A 15643-nucleotide genomic window follows, 5' to 3' on the forward strand; every position below is an offset into this window, starting at 1 on the left:
GAATGACAAAGAACGGTCCTTTCGCACTCTTCTTTCACACGCTGGTCGTCATTTTCATGCTGGCACCAATGGTCGTGGTTTGTCTTGTGGCTTTCACACCTGAAAACACGCTGACCATGCCATGGAACGGCTTTTCGTTGCGCTGGTTCTATGCCGTATTCGCGCATAACGACTTCATGACGTCGTTCTCGAATTCGCTGAAGCTCGCAATTTTTTCGGCCACGATTTCGACATTGCTTGCCGTGCCGTCAGGCCTTGCGATTGCGCAGTATAATTTCCGTGGCCGCGATGCGCTGAACGCGTTATTTTTGTCCCCGCTGATTATCCCGCATCTGGTGCTGGGTGTCGCCTTCCTGCGTCTCTTCTCGCTGATGGGCTTGACCGGTTCGTTCGGCTGGCTGGTCGCAACCCACGTTATTGTTGTTACACCTTATGCACTGCGCCTCATTCTGGCGTCATTGAGCAGCATGGATCGTAATGCCGAGAACGCAGCGCGTACGCTGGGTGCTGGCGAATGGACCGTGTTCCGCCGCGTGACATTGCCGTTGCTTCTGCCGGGATTGTCGGGTGGCTGGCTGCTTGCTTTCATCAATTCGTTTGATGAACTGACCATGTCGATATTCGTCACTTCGCCATCCACCGTTACGCTGCCTGTGCGCATGTATATGTATGCAAGCGAATCCATCGATCCGATGATGGCGGCCGTTTCGGCGCTGATGATCCTTGTCGCGACTGTGACCATGGTAATTATCGACCGTCTATTTGGTCTCGACCGTGTCCTTGTGGGCAAGGGTTGATAGGGGCATACACATGGCGGTTTCAACCTCGCCTCTCACGCCCCAGTTCCGGAGACGTTATCGTCTGGATGAACAGCCGGTCGGTTTTCTGCTCGACGGCGTCCCTTATCAGGGACGTCGCGGCGATACGGTGCTGACGGCAATTCTCTCGGTACAGAGCAAAGTGCGTCATACTGAATTTACCGGCGAGCCACGGGCAGGGTTTTGTCTGATCGGCGCATGTCAGGATTGCCATGTCATGATGAGCTGCGGCGGGCGCGTGCGCGCCTGCACGACGCTGCTTGAAGAGGGCATGTCCTTTGTGACGGAGCCACTCGCATGAGTACGGTTCTCAATCCGGTAATCGTGGGCGCTGGTCCTGCTGGTATTCGTGCAGCGGAAATGCTGGTCAAAGCCGGTTATCGTCCGATTGTACTGGATGAAGGCATGCGCGCTGGCGGACAGATTTATCGCCGTCCGCCATTTGATGATGGCCGCAGCTATAAAGCGCGTTACGGTTCGGAAGCACATAAGGCGCAAGCGCTGCATCAGACCTTTGATCATTTGCGCGATGCGATTGATTATCGCCCGGAAACGCTGGTCTGGAACATTTCACGCGATCAGACCAATCGTCTTGATCTGATGTCAGCCGGTGCTCATGTGCAATTGCCCTATAGCCACTTGCTGCTTGCAACGGGTGCGACTGACCGCGTGCTGCCATTTTCCGGCTGGACAAAGCCCGGTGTTTATACGCTTGGCGCATCGCAAACGGCATTGAAAGCACAAGGCTGCACGATTGGCGAGCGCGTGGTTTTCATGGGTTCTGGCCCTCTGCTTTATCTGGTGGCATGGCAATATCACCATGCTGGTGCAAAAGTTGCAGCGGTTCTTGATACTGCCTCATTCAGTTCAAAATTTCATCTGGCGCATTTGGCTCTTCACGCACCGCGCATCGTGGCGCTCGGCGCTTATTACGGTTTGCGGCTGAAGCTTGGCGGCGTTCCAATCCATTATAATGTGCGGCCTGATGAAGTGCTTGGCGCGGGTCATGTCGAAGGCATTCGCTATCGCTCCGGCAATCGCCAACGCGAGATCGCATGCGATGCACTGGCCTATGGTTTTGCGCTGCGGCCTGAAACCCAGCTTGCCGATCTCGCAGGTTGTGATTTTGGCTTTAACGAGCGTGACCGTGCTTGGCTGCCGGTGGCGGATACTCTAGGGCGCACAAGCGAGAGCGGCGTTTATGTTGCGGGCGATGGTGCTGGAATTGCCGGTGCGGATGCAGCCGAAATTCGCGGGAAACTGGCGGCAATCGCCATGATCCGCGATCTCGGTGGCACGGCAGATGCAGCGCTTGAACAGCGTCTTCATCGCGAGCTTGATGCGATCTATCGTCAGCGTCTTATCCTTGAAAAGGCATTTCCGTTCCCGCGTGATTGGTTTGAAACCGTCGGTCAGGATGTGACGCTCTGTCGTTGCGAAGAAATCAGCCTTGGTGAAGCGCGCGATGTCATCAGCAATGCGAAGACGCAGGAAATCAATCGGCTCAAAGCTTTGAGTCGTGTCGGCATGGGCCGTTGTCAGGGCCGCATGTGCAGTGCGGCGGCTGCCGAGTTGCTTGCATCCATGCAGGATAAGTCGCCTTCGCAGGCGGGGCGCATTCGTGCGCAGGCACCAGTCAAGCCGATCCCGCTTGGCTTTGGTGCGAAGTCTCAGCACGAGGTGCTGCCATGACAAAACGCCTTCAGGCTGATGCACTGATTATCGGGGGTGGTATTGTCGGCGGCTCAGCAGCGCTTTTCATGCGCAAAGCGGGGCTCTCGGTTATCCTGCTGGATAAAGGCTTTTGCGGTGCGCAGGCAAGCGGCGTCAATTATGGCGGTGTGCGCAGACAGGGCCGTGAGCCGGAGCAGATTCCGCTTGCGCAACGTTCGTTCGATCTTTGGGGACGCCTGCCGGAGCTGATCGGTATTGACGGCGAATATATGCGTAGCGGCCATCTGAAACTGGCGCGCACACCTGAACAATTTGCAAAGCTTGAAGCCTATGCAGCCAAAGTGAAGCCGCTTGGACTGGAGCTTGAGCTGATCGGCGGCAATGCCGTGCGCGAACGCTTTCCATGGCTGCCGGGTGATGTGGCCGGTGCTTCGCTTTGTGCAGAAGATGGCAATGCCAATCCGCGTCTGGTGTCGCCTGCTTTTGCACGCGCTGCAAAAGCGCTTGGCGCAACGGTGCTGGAAAATACGCCTGTGCATGAGGTGCGTTCGACAGGCGACGGGTTCACAGTACTGGCCGGTGACGGCATTGAGATTAATGCAGGCATGGTATTCAACTGTGCGGGTGCGTGGTCGGATAAGTTTGCCGCATCGTTCGGTGAGCAAGTTCCTCTCAAGCGCATTTATCCCACAATGGTTGTGACAGAGCCGATGCCACAGCGTCTGCCGATGAGCCTTGGCGAAGAGGGCGGCGGCTTTTATGGCCGTCAGGTTACGCGCGGCAACTATGTGATGGGCGGCGGGCGCGGAACACCGCTCGAAAACCCGGATTTCTCGCGGCCTTCGGTCAATGCGGCGTCATCGGTGATGCTGCGGGCGATAGAGCTGTTTCCGCATCTCAAACATGCGCAGGTCATTCGCTTCTGGTCGGGCACCGAAGCGGAAATGCCGGATGATAATCCGGTGATCGGCCCAAGTGGCCGTGTCAAAAATCTTTATCACGCCTTTGGTTTTAATGGTGCGGGCTTTCAGACCGGACCCGCTGTGGGCGCAGTTCTGTGCGATCTCGCGACCAAAGGCGAAACAGAAACACCGATCGAAGCCTTTTCGATCAATCGCTTCACTCAAACGAATATCAAGCTTAACATGGAAGGGAACTAAGCATGAAAAATCAACATATTACCGCAATGACGGCAATGGCACTCGGCCTGTCGGTCGCTTTTGTATCGGGCGCGTCGGCTCAGACCAAGACGCTCTATATCGGTATGAATGGCGGCAACATGGAAAAGGCTTACACCGAGAACGTTCTGCCAGAATTCGAGAAGGCAAACGACGTAAAGGTTGTTGTCGTTCCGGGCACTTCGGCTGATATTCTCGCAAAAGCAACTGCACAGAAGGACAACCCTCAGATGCACGTCATGCTGCTTGATGACGGCGTGATGGTCCGTGCGATCAATGGCGGTCTTTGCCATAAAATTACCGATGATGCAGTTCTCGCTGACATTCAGCCAGCAGCGCGTCTGAAGGGCGACATGGCAATCGGCGTCGATATGGGCATGACCGGTATTGCGTATAACAAGAAGCTTTTTGACGAAAAGGGCTGGGCTGCACCAACCTCGTGGATGGATTTTGCAGACGAGAAGTTCAACAAGGCTGTTGTGTTCCAGTCGGCTTCTGCTTCGACCTTTGGTCTGCATGCATTCCTGATGTTCAACCGCATTCAGGGCGGCGACGATAAGAACCTCGAGCCAGGTTTTGAAAAGTTCCCGGACACCATTGGCAAAAACGTTCTGGAATTCATTCCATCATCGGCCAAGATTTCGGAAATGGTTCAGACTGGTGAAGCTGCAATCTTCCCGCTGACACCAACCGGCGTCAACAACCTGAAGGACAAGGGCATTCCGGTTGAATACGCACAGCCAAAGGAAGGCTCGGTTGTTCTCGCAGTGACCGAATGTGTTCTCGCTGGAAACAACGAACCAGAACTCAGTCAGAAGCTTGCACATTATCTGCTTTCGGCTGATGCACAGAGCAAGGCGCTTGATCATGGCAACGTGATCCCGTCGAACCAGAAGGCCAAGGCTGGTACGCCAGAAGCACAGGCCAAGCTTGATGCGTTTAACGGTTACATGAAAACAGCCAACACGCTGGATTGGGATGCCGTGAACGAAGGTCGTCAGCAGCTTAACAGCCGCTGGAACCGCACAATCGAACAATAAGATTTGTTGGTGATTGAAAGAAAAGCCCGCCCTGATTACTCAGGGCGGGCTTTTTGTTACGCTATAACTTTGGCTTTTTGCTTTCGTGCAGATTGCCACACCAGCGGCACAAGAATGAGTGCGACTGCCGGGAAGATTAGCCAGTTGATCGTTTCCCAGCCAGATGAATGCAGCAGTGAGCCGGCAAAGAAAGATGCACAAGCAACTGTTCCGAAAACGAGGAAGTCGTTTGCGCCCTGTGCTTTGCCGCGCTCTTCTGGCCTATGACAATCAGCAACCATAGCCGTTGCACCGATGAAACCAAAGTTCCAGCCAATGCCAAGCAGGATCAGCGAGATCCAGAAATGCGTGAGATCAAGCCCTGATAAGGCAACGATTGCTGAAAGCGCGATGATGAAGAGGCCAATGGCGGTGACGCGCTCTTTGCCAAAACGGGTGATCAGCAGGCCGGTGAAGAAGCTCGGCGCAAACATCGCCAGCACATGCCACTGAATGCCGAGTGCCGCATGATCGATCGAATGACCGTGGCCGACCATGGCAATGGGTGCTGCGGTCATCACGAAGGTCATCAGACCATAGGAAACGACACCCGCAGCAACGGCTAGCATATAGCGCGGGCTACGCAATATTTGCGTCAATGGACGTCCCTTGTTTCCGGATGCCGCTGTTTTTGCGGCCTTTGGCGAGCGAAACAGCATTAGTACAGGAATAGCGAGCAGTGCGAGTGCTGCTTGGCTGATAAAGCTGCCGACATAGGGCGTTTCCGGCAGCGCATCCCGCGTCCAGATAACAAGTTGCGGCCCGATAATCGCTGCTATCAGCCCACCCACCATGACCCAAGAAATGGCACGCGCTTTCAGTGCGCCCGTTGCAGCATCGGTTGCCGCAAAGCGATAGCTTTGCACGTAAGACGCATAAAAGCCTGCGATAAAAGTGCCAAGGCAGAAAATGAGGAACGAGCTTGTGAAGATGCCAAGCGCTGCCACAAGACCTGACGTGATGCCAAAACATGCGCCCAGCAGATAGCCGTTGCGGCGCCCGAATGATCGCATGATGAAGGCGGCAGGCAAGGTGCCAAGCGCTAAGCCAAGGCTAAACAGGCTGACGGGAAGTGTGACCAGCGCCGGATCGGAAGAAAGCTGCTGGCCGACCAGCCCGCCCAGGGAAATGATGATCGGTGGGCTTGCAGCTCCCAGTGCCTGAGCTGCGGTCAACACGAAAATATTGCGTCTGGCGATGGTCTGGTCAGTCATGGTCTTTACTTCTTTATAGTCACTTAAGCAGTTGCCTTCAGTCACCAACTAGCCGTTTGCTGGCATCTGAAAATGTTTGCAAATCACCGCCATCACCTGCTGCGCAATATCGCTTTCAACGCGATACCAAATCGTTTGTCCGTCACGTCGTCCGGCAATAATGCCTTCGCGCCGCAACAATGCCAGATGTTGCGAAACAGTGGAGTCACGCAGGCCGATCAACTCGGCAAGCTGTCCCACTGACTTCTCACCTCCGTGCAGCCGGCAAAGGATCATAAGCCGGTGATTGTTGGCGATTGTTTTGAGAAATTCACTTGCCTTGTCGGCCGCGAGGTGGGTTTTTACACCCGGGTCGATTGGGTTGCTATTGTTCATAGCTACGTATCTACGAAAATATGAAGATATAGTCAATCATTCCCGATGTGCTGTCATATCAGAAAATTTATTTTGGTTCTTTGAGGGTGCGAAAGGGCTTCTGCCTCGTGCCGTGATAATGTAGCGTGCGCACAGTGATTTTGCTGGATTGGCTTGGAGTTCTCGTGCGCATAGCTGTGGTTGGAATTGTTTTCGGTGTTTTGATGTCGGGTCAGGCGCAGGCAGAGGACGACTGGAAAGCCGTTGAAATCATAAAGCCCTACGCGATTAGTGGACATACCGGCATGCAGCTTTATGAATCCATTGGTGAGCGCGGTCCCAAAGCTGGAAAATCCCGCGTGATAGCGCATACGACCTTCGTGCTGACATGGGACCGTAAGTTCGATAATTCCAACAATGGCTGCACGATTGTATCGGCAAAGCCAAAACTCAAAATCACTTATACGCTGCCAAAGCCATCGCAGAAGCTGTCTTCTCCCGTGAAAGAAAATTGGGAGCGGTTCTATGATGGGATCTATAAGCATGAGCTCGTGCATGGCGAAACCGCCAAGGACATGACGCGCGAGATCGTTCGCACGACCGTTGGGCTTTCCATCCCAAACGATCCGAAATGCCAGAAAATGCGTCGCGAGTTGATAAATCGTATCAATGCACTCGTTGCTGTTCAGCGTCAGCAGGGCCGTGATTTTGACCGCGTGGAAATGGGTTCAGGCGGCAATGTCGAACAGCTCGTGCTGTCACTCGTAAATGGCTAATTGGCAGAGTATCGGATATTTACGTTAAATTGCACTCGCAATTTGTCCGGGCTATTCCCATTTGCTGGCTGAAACTCATTATCGAGTTCTCATTCTATTGCCAATTCAGGAGCATTTATGGAACGTTTGATTGAGCGCAGTCTCTTTGCCAGCCGCTGGCTGATGGCGCCTATGTATATAGGGCTGGCTTTAGCGCTGGTCATTCTGGTCTGGGTTTTCATGGTTGAGCTCTGGCATCTTGCCTGGATGATCCCAACCATGACGGTCAACGACGCCGTTCTTGGAGTACTGGCACTCATCGATCTCAGCCTTGCCGCCAATCTTCTGATGATCGTGATTTTTGCAGGCTATGAGAACTTCGTCAGCCGTATGGATCTTGCAGATCACAAGGATCGTCCTGACTGGCAAGGCGAAGTGGATTTCTCGGCGCTCAAGCTCAAGCTGGTTGCCTCTATCGTTGCGATTTCCGGTATCCATCTTCTTAAAGTGTTCATGGATGTGGCAAAATATTCGGCAGACCACATCAAATGGATGGTTGTGATCCATCTGGTTTTCGTCGTCTCGGGCGTACTTCTGGCCGCGATGGACTGGATTGCAAATCACGGCAAGTCACTGAAGAAAAAGGCCGGAAAGGTCTGATACTTTGAAACACATTAAAACACCGGCTTCGCGAACACGAGGCCGGTGTTTTCATTTTTGATATAGCTTATACGACAGGCGGAATAGAATTCTCGCATTTGCATAAACGGCGATATAAGTATGCGCGACATCACAGCCGATTCCGTTTATTTTAATCGGCACAATGTAAAATCCTTAAATTTTGCAGCATTGAAAAGGAACTGACGGTGTTTAGCCGGTTTCGTCTGTTCATACCCATTTTGGCTGGCGCGAATTTACGTGATCGTATGATCGCCTGCTTCGGTGCCTTGCTCGGCATTTGCCTTACAGGTTTCATCACCGCAGCCATTTTGGGCAAATCAATTGCGTTGCCGATAATCGTGGCCCCGATTGGTGCGTCTGCTGTGTTGCTTTTTGCAGTGCCTGCGAGTCCACTGGCGCAACCATGGTCAATCATTGGCGGCAATGTCATTTCGGCGCTGGTCGGCATCACCGTCGTACACTTCATCGATAATCAAGTGTTGGCGATTGGTCTGGGCGTGGGACTCGCCATAGCGGCCATGTCGTTTGGCCGTTGTCTGCATCCGCCTGGTGGTGCGGCAGCACTCACCGCAATTATTGGCGGCCCGGCTGTTACCGACCTCGGCTATCAATTCGCGTTGATACCTGTCGGCTTAAACTCGGCTATGCTGGTTATACTCGGCATCGCGTTTCACAGGCTCACTCGCCGCAAATATCCGCATGTTCCAGCGGCTGCACCTGTGAACACGCATAAGACCAGCGATCTGCCCGCCTCTTTGCGTGTCGGCTTTAATTCGGACGATGTGAGCAAAGCGCTCGCATCAATTGATGAGACATTCGATATTGACCCATCCGATCTTGATCGGTTGCTCCGGCAAGTCGAGTTGCAAGCGCTGGTGCGCACGCAAGGAAAATCGCAGGCCAAAGATATTATGTCGCGTGACGTAATCTCGATCACTGAGAAAGATACGTTGGAAAAAGCGCGTGTGCTTTTGCTTGATCACAACATCCGCACACTGCCGGTGATTGATGAAGCTGGAAAACTGAAAGGCACAGTGGGATTGCGTGAATTGCAGGAAACTGGCTCCGACATTCGCACAATTATGATTGATGCCATCACCGCTTCACCCGACGATCAGGTGGTTGGCCTCGTGCCGCAACTGACCGATGGCCGCGCACATGCGATTATTGTAACGGATAGTGACAATGTCGTGCAGGGTCTGATTTCACAGACGGATCTTCTCAGCGCGCTAGCCCGCTCGCTGCGCTTTCAGGAACCGGAAAAGCCAAAGCAGCGGAAGTCTCCGCTTCACCTTCTGCGCGGCGCAGGAATTTAACCAATTTGAACAAGCTCTCTTGAGAGCTTGTTCATGCTTTCAGCACCGTTTTCAGTGATCAGAAACTGTTCTTCAATCATTAGCGCGCCAAGCCCATTGGCATAAAACGGGGTTTCAAGCGCCAGCACCATGTTTGGCTCAATCAGCATTTCATTGTTGGCAGAGATAAACGGCCATTCTTCAATACCAACGGCAGCCCCCACCGAATGGCCGAAATGACCGCGATAATATTCGCTAAAACCGCGCTTTCGCATCGTTCCAAGCATGGCGGCGTGAATATCGCAAAAGCGTGTACCGGGCCTCAGCAGCGCTTCACCCACCGCAAAACTTTCTTGCAATGCTTTGTAAATCTCAACCGCGAGAGGATCGGGCGTTCCACAGACATAAGTGCGTGCACCGTCCGACGAATAGCCGTTTATCAGGGTGCCAACATCGGCTTTGACGAGATCGCCATCTTTTAACTCGGCTTTTATGTCCTGAAGATCAGGGCCGGCAGAAATATAAGCCCAGTGCCCGGAAAGCCCCTGACCATTCGCGCTAGCAGCCTGTGTGGCACCTTCGAGCCAAGAGGCTGAAAGCACACCGATGCCGGAGCCGCGTCGGGCCTCGCTCAGCATGTTTTCCAGCCCGCTTTCTGCATAACGCGCTGCATCACGCAGATATTCAATTTCGCGGGCATTCTTGATGAGACGCAGGCGCTTCACAAGAATGGAAGCGTCCTGCCAATCAACCAACGGGAGCGCTTTTTTGAGAGCAGTAAAATCAGCCGCTGGCATGAAATCAAGATCAACACCGATACGCGCTTTGGAGAGCCCGCGCTCTGCTAGCAGGTCGCCTAAAAGCCTGAAAGCTGCATCCTGATCAAATGTCTCAGCGCGTGGGCCGACATTGTTTTCCCGCTGATAGGCAACATTAATGTCTTCAATGCTCTTTGCGTTTTCGACACTCACCATATCGATCCAGATGCGATGGGTGCGAAAATCAATCATGTCGCTCAGATGCGCTGCACCCGCATAAGCATGATCACTGATAACCGCTGCAAGCTTTGCATTTTCATCAGCGGGCACCAGCGCAATTGCCGAACCCGCGCGTCCCCACATCGTCGCGACACCAGCAACGGCGCCAGTCGCATAGCGGAAATTTTCCGGCTGAAACAGCGCGAGTGCATCGAGCCCGTCTGCTTTGAGAAGTGACTGTGTTCTGGCGCGATCAATCTGGCTCATCATATTCTCTCGATGCAAGAAGCGAGCTTGTAGCAATCCAGCTGCACAGGCTCTTGGTTTGTTGTCGCTTATATAGAACGCAGCCGCTTGATAACGCAATTTTTGCAGTTCCATGGCTATCAAGCTATCGTGAAGCACAAATCGTCTACCAATTTTGTATATTATAGAATAAACTTCTAAAGAATCCCCGTATGGTCTGACTGCGCCGCTTATCGTTGTTCCAGCGGTCGCTGTATAACCTGTATCAACTGAGGGCTTTATAGCGACCTCGAAGCAGGAGAATAAAATGAGCGGTTTGAATATTCGCAATCGCAAAATGAAGTTGCGCAACTGGGGTCTGACGACAGCGCTGGGCGTTGCGCTCGCATTTGGCGCGTTCTCGCAAGCACATGCGCAGGACAGCAACCCAGACGCGACGATCAATATCGGATCGCTCTACGAGCCGCAAAACCTCGACAATACGGCTGGCGCCGGTCAGGGCATCAATGAGGCTTTCAACGGCAACGTCTATGAAGCACTGTTCCGCCTAGACGATAATGGTACGGTCGAACCTGTTCTCTCAAAGGATTATACGGTCAGCGATGACGGTCTGACCTATACGTTCAAGCTTCAGCCGGGTGTGAAATTCCACTCTGGCGCTCCACTGACTTCGAAGGATGTCAAGTTCTCCATCGAGCGTGTTGCAGCGCCTGAATCCAAAAGCCCGCGCAAGAACAGCCTCAAGACGATCACCGCGATTGAAACACCAGATGATGAAACTGTCATCGTCAAGCTTTCATCGCGCTCGATCTCGCTGCCTTACAATCTCAGCTATGTCTGGGTTGTGAATGACGAAGCAAGCGATCTGCAATCAAAGGAAGACGGCACCGGGCCTTATGCGCTGGAAGACTGGCGTCGCGGTTCATCGCTGGCGATCAAGCGTTTTGATGACTACTGGGGCTCAAAGCCAAAGAATGAAGAAGTTGTCTTCCAGTATTTCACCGACGCAAGCGCGCTTAACAATGCGCTTCTGACGGGTTCGGTAGACATTATCACTTCGGTTCAAAGCCCGGATTCGCTGGCTCAGTTCAAGGACAATCCTGATTTTACCGTCAGCGAAGGCAAGTCCACGACCAAGCTGCTGCTTGCCTATAACGACCGAATTGCGCCCTTCGACAATGTGAAGGTACGCAAGGCACTGGCGCGTGCTATCGACGACAAGAAGCTGCTGAATGCTGTCTGGGGCGATTATGGCACACTGATCGGCTCGTTCGTTCCACCAACAGATCCTTGGTATGTCGATCTGACCGGGGTGGATGCCTATAATCCTGAAAGCGCTAAAGAGCTTTTGAAAGAAGCAGGCTATCCCGATGGCTTTACCTTCACCATTGATACGCCGAACTATGACCCGCACCCGATTGCCGCGCAGTTTATCCAGAGCGAACTGGCCAAAATTGGCGTGAAGGTGAACATCAATGTGATCACGGCTAATGAATGGTACACAAAGGTCTATAAGGCCCATGATTTTCAGGCAACCTTGCAGGAGCATGTGAACCACCGCGATATCGTGTTCTATGGCAATCCGGATTTCTACTGGGGTTATAACAATCCGAAGGTCGTTGATCTCATCAAGGAAGCGGAAGCCAGCACCACAACCGATGAACAGACCGCCAAGCTGACCGAAGCCAACAAGATCATTGCCGAAGACGCAGCCAGCAACTGGTTTTACCTCTACCCGCAGATCGTGGTTTCTAAAAAGTCAGTCAGCGGCTATCCGCTCAATGGTCTGAATTCCCAGTTCTTTGCCTATGATATTACAAAGGCCGCTGAATAATCAGCTGTCCATAATCGAGAACTGATACTCGACACAGAGCGCCGCCTGAATTATTTTCCGGCGGCGTTATCGCATTCTGAGTGGCCAAAAACTGCTCCCTCGTGCCTGAGAGGTATTCGCCATTCTTGCCTATATCCTGCGCCGTTCGGCCATTCTGATCGTTTCGGTATTCATCGCAGCTATCGTTCTGTTTTTGCTGTTGCGCTTGTTGCCGGGCGACCCGGCCAATGCGCTTGTGTCGGTTGGTGCCGATGCGGCACAGATCGAAGCGGCTCGCAAACAGGTCGGTTCCGATCTGCCGCTTTATCAGCAGTTCACGCAATTTATCGGCTCACTTGTGCGCTTTGATCTTGGTAATTCCTTTGTCAGCGGTGCGCCTGTTTTGACCGAAATTGGCAAACGCCTGATCGTGACGTTGCCGCTCACATTAATGGCATTTGTGCTGGCAATTATCATCGCGGTCCCGCTCGGTATCCTGTCGGTTGTGCGTCAGAAAAGCTGGTATGGCTCGATCATTTCCGTTGTTTCGCAGCTTGGCATTGCCGTGCCGGTTTTCTGGATTGGCATTCTGCTGGTCTGGGTCTTTGCAGTAAAATTGCGCATGTTTCCATCGGGCGGCTTTCCATCGCGCGGCTGGCAGTCCGCACCTGCTGCATTTCAATCGCTGACATTGCCCGTCATCACCATCGCGATTGTCATGTCGGCATCGCTCATCCGCTATGTGCGCTCGGCAACGCAGGATGTTTTGGGCAGCGATTATCTACGAACAGCACGCGCGCTGGGTTCCACGTTCTCGCAAGCGTTGATCCGTCACGGCATCCGCAATGGCGCGGTCCCGGTAATTTCAATCCTTGGTATTGAACTCGCCTCGACACTTTTGGGTGCAGTGGTGGTGGAACGTGTTTTCTCGCTTCCGGGCCTTGGTTCGATGCTGCTTTTGGGTATTGAACAGCGCGATTACCCCAATGTGCAGGGCGTTTTGTTTGTCTCGACCCTTCTGGTTTTGCTCGTCGGTTTTGCCGCTGACCTCGCTCAACGCCTGATCGACCCAAGATTGCGCAGTCGTGCGAGCGGAGGCCGAGCATGAGCACGCAAATTAAACAACACGTCCGTTTGCCGTGGCCATTTGTCGTTGGTGGCATTCTCGTCAGCATTCATGTGATCGTTGCTCTGATTACGCTGTTCTGGACGCCTTATGGTGTCGGTGACATGGTCGGCGGGCGACTGGCAGCCCCTTCATGGGCGCATTGGGCAGGCACAGACCGCCTCGGTCGTGATCTGATGACACAGATCATGATCGGCTCGCGCATTGCGCTGATGGTCGGACTCGGCGCTGTTGCGATCAGCGCTGTTATTGGCGTAACACTCGGTATTTTGGCGGCTTTTGCTACGCAAACACTCGACGATATGCTGGCAGCGACACTCGATATTCTGATCGCTTTTCCCACATTGCTGCTCGCTATGCTGATCGTCGCTTCAAGCGATGGCGCCAGCCTATCAACGGCCATTCTCGCAATCGGTATCGCAGGTGCTGCGATTGTCGCGCGACTGACCCGCATTCTCGCCAAACGCGTTCTGGCGATGGATTATGTCACGGCTTCGCGCATTTCTGGCACGTCATGGCTCGGTGTCGTCCGCATTCATGTGTTGCCGAATATCTGGCCGACGCTGATTGTCAATTTTGCGCTGCTATTCGGGCTGGCTGTTATAGCCGAAGCCTCACTGTCCTATCTTGGCCTTGGTGCACCGCCGCCCAATGCTTCATGGGGACGACTTTTGCAGGAGGCGCAGGCTTCCGTTTATACAGCACCTTTTGGCGCGATAGCGCCGGGGCTGGCGTTGGTTTCGCTCGTCATCGGGCTTAACCTCTTTGCCGATGGCTTGCGCGATGTGGCCGACCCAACGCGGAGGAGGCAACGATGAGCTCACTGCTGAACGTTGAAAATCTTGGTATCGAAACAGCAGGACGTGTGCTTGTTTCTGGCGTGTCTTTTTCGGTCGCACAAGGCGAACGCGTCGGGCTTATCGGTGAATCAGGCTCTGGTAAATCACTGACCGCGCTGGCAATCATGGGACTGCTTGCGGATGGAATGAGAGCTAGTGGCTCAATCACATTGGATGGTCATCAGATTATCGGCGCAAGAGACCGGGAACTTGTTCCCCTGCGCGGGCAAAGTGTTGCCGCCGTCTTTCAGGAACCGATGACCGCGCTCGACCCTTTGATGCGTATTGGTAAACAGGTAGCCGAAGTCGTACAGCGCCGTGCATCACGCGATGGTCGCAAGCTTAATAAAGTGGAACTTGATAGCGAAGTAATCAAGCTTCTTGAACGCGTTTCCCTGCCGGAACCGGAGCGCATCGCCCGGGCATGGCCGCATGAAATTTCGGGCGGTCAGCGCCAGCGCGCTGCTATTGCTATGGCGCTCGCCTGTCGGCCCAAACTGCTGATCGCTGATGAACCGACAACTGCGCTTGATGTGACAACGCAGGCGGAAATACTCAAACTTCTTGAGCAACTTGTTCGCGATGAAGGCATGGGGCTTTTGTTCATCAGCCATGATCTGCCGGTCGTCTCGAGCATTGCCGAGCGGGCACTCGTGCTTAGACATGGTGAGTTGATCGAGCAAGGCCCGGTTGGTGAAATCTTTGCTCACCCAGCTGAAGATTATACAAAAGGGCTGGTTGCTGCCGCGCGTGCCTTCGACGCTGCATTGGAGGTGGCGCGATGAGCCTTATCGAACTTTCAAACGTATCGTTTGCCTATAGCGGCGGCAAAACTGTACTGCACGACATTGATCTGAGGCTTGAGAGCGGTAGCAATCTCGGCATTGTGGGTGAATCTGGCTCCGGCAAGACAACCATGCTCAAACTGCTGCTGGGGTTGCAGGTTGCAACATCCGGCAACGTCAATTTTCGCGGCCAAAAACTCAACATCAAAGACCGCAGTTTTATGCGTGGCTTTCGTCGTTCTGTTCAGGCGGTTTTTCAGGACCCATATTCATCGCTTGATCCGCGTCAAAGGGTGTTCAACATCATTGCCGAACCGTTGCGCTCGCTCAAAATCGAAACGGATATTGCGCAGGCTGTCGCTCAGGCACTGGCTGCTGTCGATCTGCCAGAAGATGCGGCCACCCGCTACCCGCACGAGTTTTCCGGCGGTCAGCGTCAGCGTATTGCGATTGCGCGTGCGATTGTCGCCAATCCCGATCTGATTATCGCCGATGAAGTGGTGAGCGCACTCGATCTTACCACGCGGGCACGTATCATCGATCTCATGCGGACATTGTCCGAACGCACCACCTTCGTGGTCGTTTCGCACGACATTGCGCTGGTGGCTTTGCTGTGCGAACAGTTGATTGTGCTCGAAAAAGGCCGGATTGTCGAACAGGGCAATACGCGCGATATTCTTGCCAATCCTCAACATGCCTATACGCAGAAATTGCTGGCAAGCCTGCCGCGCATGCCAAAGAGCGGTACACTGCGAGACCAACTCTAAATTCTATTCAGTCGCCTCTGGAAAGAAACCGCGTTAGTTTCT

16 protein-coding genes are annotated in these 15643 nt (G+C 53.5%); 13 read left to right on the top strand and 3 right to left on the bottom strand.

Annotated elements, in window-relative coordinates:
* Positions 1–2: 2 nt before the first annotated feature.
* The 5 genes from WH356_RS17050 to WH356_RS17070 are packed head-to-tail and all read left to right on the top strand — an operon-like array spanning position 3 to position 4710.
* Positions 3–797 (top strand): ABC transporter permease, encoded by a 795-nt coding sequence (locus WH356_RS17050; RefSeq protein WP_339512929.1) that lies wholly within the window; start codon positions 3–5, stop codon positions 795–797.
* 13 nt (positions 798–810) lie between these two features.
* Positions 811–1119, top strand: coding sequence for a (2Fe-2S)-binding protein (locus WH356_RS17055; RefSeq protein WP_339512931.1), 309 nt, complete (start codon positions 811–813; stop codon positions 1117–1119).
* Positions 1116–2510 carry an FAD/NAD(P)-dependent oxidoreductase gene (locus tag WH356_RS17060; RefSeq protein WP_339512933.1) on the top strand — a complete coding sequence of 465 codons (1395 nt, stop codon included), beginning with the start codon at positions 1116–1118 and terminating at the stop codon, positions 2508–2510. Before WH356_RS17055 ends, WH356_RS17060 begins: the two co-directional genes overlap by 4 nt.
* Entirely contained in the window at positions 2507–3652 is a 1146-nt protein-coding gene (locus WH356_RS17065) for an NAD(P)/FAD-dependent oxidoreductase (protein ID WP_339512935.1), read from the top strand. The genes WH356_RS17060 and WH356_RS17065 overlap by 4 nt, the downstream gene beginning before the upstream one ends.
* Positions 3653–3654: 2 nt before the next feature.
* Positions 3655–4710 carry an ABC transporter substrate-binding protein gene (locus WH356_RS17070; protein ID WP_339512937.1) on the top strand — a complete coding sequence of 352 codons (1056 nt, stop codon included), beginning with the start codon at positions 3655–3657 and terminating at the stop codon, positions 4708–4710.
* 56 nt (positions 4711–4766) lie between these two features.
* Here the strand turns inward: WH356_RS17070 and WH356_RS17075 are convergent, their stop codons facing one another.
* Together WH356_RS17075 and WH356_RS17080 are read right to left on the bottom strand one after the other, a co-directional pair.
* A complete protein-coding gene (locus WH356_RS17075; RefSeq protein WP_339512939.1) occupies positions 4767–5963 on the bottom strand; it encodes an MFS transporter in 1197 nt (398 codons plus the stop codon).
* Positions 5964–6011: 48 nt separating this feature from the next.
* Positions 6012–6338: an ArsR/SmtB family transcription factor gene (locus tag WH356_RS17080; protein ID WP_339512941.1), complete on the bottom strand. Its 327-nt coding sequence runs from the start codon at positions 6336–6338 to the stop codon at positions 6012–6014.
* 203 nt (positions 6339–6541) lie between these two features.
* Here WH356_RS17080 and WH356_RS17085 point away from each other — a divergent pair, with 203 nt between their 5' ends.
* The 3 genes from WH356_RS17085 to WH356_RS17095 all read left to right on the top strand — a co-directional run bounded on the left by WH356_RS17085 (position 6542) and on the right by WH356_RS17095 (position 9069).
* Positions 6542–7093: a DUF922 domain-containing Zn-dependent protease gene (locus WH356_RS17085; protein WP_339513080.1), complete on the top strand. Its 552-nt coding sequence runs from the start codon at positions 6542–6544 to the stop codon at positions 7091–7093.
* A 117-nt stretch (positions 7094–7210) separates the two neighbouring features.
* Positions 7211–7732 (top strand): TIGR00645 family protein, encoded by a 522-nt coding sequence (locus WH356_RS17090; RefSeq protein ID WP_310013570.1) that lies wholly within the window; start codon positions 7211–7213, stop codon positions 7730–7732.
* Between the two features lie 206 nt (positions 7733–7938).
* Positions 7939–9069, top strand: coding sequence for an HPP family protein (locus tag WH356_RS17095; protein ID WP_445253686.1), 1131 nt, complete (start codon positions 7939–7941; stop codon positions 9067–9069).
* On the opposite strand, the gene WH356_RS17100 is transcribed toward WH356_RS17095, so the two are convergent.
* Complete coding sequence (locus WH356_RS17100; protein WP_339512944.1) at positions 9066–10292, bottom strand: Xaa-Pro peptidase family protein; 1227 nt, start codon at positions 10290–10292, stop codon at positions 9066–9068. The two genes, WH356_RS17095 and WH356_RS17100, sit on opposite strands and share 4 nt — an antisense overlap.
* A 286-nt stretch (positions 10293–10578) precedes the next feature.
* Between WH356_RS17100 and WH356_RS17105 the strand changes: the two genes are divergently transcribed.
* The 5 genes from WH356_RS17105 (at position 10579) to WH356_RS17125 (ending at position 15601) form a co-directional block, all read left to right on the top strand.
* Positions 10579–12105, top strand: coding sequence for an ABC transporter substrate-binding protein (locus WH356_RS17105; protein WP_339512946.1), 1527 nt, complete (start codon positions 10579–10581; stop codon positions 12103–12105).
* A 136-nt stretch (positions 12106–12241) separates the two neighbouring features.
* Positions 12242–13192, top strand: a complete 951-nt coding sequence (locus WH356_RS17110; RefSeq protein ID WP_339513084.1) for an ABC transporter permease — start codon at positions 12242–12244, stop codon at positions 13190–13192.
* Entirely contained in the window at positions 13189–14028 is an 840-nt protein-coding gene (locus WH356_RS17115) for an ABC transporter permease (RefSeq protein ID WP_339512947.1), read from the top strand. Before WH356_RS17110 ends, WH356_RS17115 begins: the two co-directional genes overlap by 4 nt.
* Positions 14025–14834, top strand: a complete 810-nt coding sequence (locus WH356_RS17120; RefSeq protein ID WP_339512949.1) for an ABC transporter ATP-binding protein — start codon at positions 14025–14027, stop codon at positions 14832–14834. The genes WH356_RS17115 and WH356_RS17120 overlap by 4 nt, the downstream gene beginning before the upstream one ends.
* Positions 14831–15601, top strand: coding sequence for an ABC transporter ATP-binding protein (locus WH356_RS17125; protein ID WP_339512951.1), 771 nt, complete (start codon positions 14831–14833; stop codon positions 15599–15601). Before WH356_RS17120 ends, WH356_RS17125 begins: the two co-directional genes overlap by 4 nt.
* Positions 15602–15643 lie beyond the last annotated feature (42 nt).

This window comes from Ochrobactrum sp. MYb379 (assembly GCF_037479515.1).
Lineage (GTDB): Bacteria > Pseudomonadota > Alphaproteobacteria > Rhizobiales > Rhizobiaceae > Brucella.

Coding starts and splice junctions, on each gene's coding strand:
- WH356_RS17050 (WP_339512929.1), top strand. CDS start 3: ATGACAAAGAACGGTCCTTTCGCACTCTTCTTTCACACGCTGGTCGTC.
- WH356_RS17055 (WP_339512931.1), top strand. CDS start 811: ATGGCGGTTTCAACCTCGCCTCTCACGCCCCAGTTCCGGAGACGTTAT.
- WH356_RS17060 (WP_339512933.1), top strand. CDS start 1,116: ATGAGTACGGTTCTCAATCCGGTAATCGTGGGCGCTGGTCCTGCTGGT.
- WH356_RS17065 (WP_339512935.1), top strand. CDS start 2,507: ATGACAAAACGCCTTCAGGCTGATGCACTGATTATCGGGGGTGGTATT.
- WH356_RS17070 (WP_339512937.1), top strand. CDS start 3,655: ATGAAAAATCAACATATTACCGCAATGACGGCAATGGCACTCGGCCTG.
- WH356_RS17075 (WP_339512939.1), bottom strand. CDS start 5,963: ATGACTGACCAGACCATCGCCAGACGCAATATTTTCGTGTTGACCGCA.
- WH356_RS17080 (WP_339512941.1), bottom strand. CDS start 6,338: ATGAACAATAGCAACCCAATCGACCCGGGTGTAAAAACCCACCTCGCG.
- WH356_RS17085 (WP_339513080.1), top strand. CDS start 6,542: ATGTCGGGTCAGGCGCAGGCAGAGGACGACTGGAAAGCCGTTGAAATC.
- WH356_RS17090 (WP_310013570.1), top strand. CDS start 7,211: ATGGAACGTTTGATTGAGCGCAGTCTCTTTGCCAGCCGCTGGCTGATG.
- WH356_RS17100 (WP_339512944.1), bottom strand. CDS start 10,292: ATGAGCCAGATTGATCGCGCCAGAACACAGTCACTTCTCAAAGCAGAC.
- WH356_RS17105 (WP_339512946.1), top strand. CDS start 10,579: ATGAGCGGTTTGAATATTCGCAATCGCAAAATGAAGTTGCGCAACTGG.
- WH356_RS17115 (WP_339512947.1), top strand. CDS start 13,189: ATGAGCACGCAAATTAAACAACACGTCCGTTTGCCGTGGCCATTTGTC.
- WH356_RS17120 (WP_339512949.1), top strand. CDS start 14,025: ATGAGCTCACTGCTGAACGTTGAAAATCTTGGTATCGAAACAGCAGGA.
- WH356_RS17125 (WP_339512951.1), top strand. CDS start 14,831: ATGAGCCTTATCGAACTTTCAAACGTATCGTTTGCCTATAGCGGCGGC.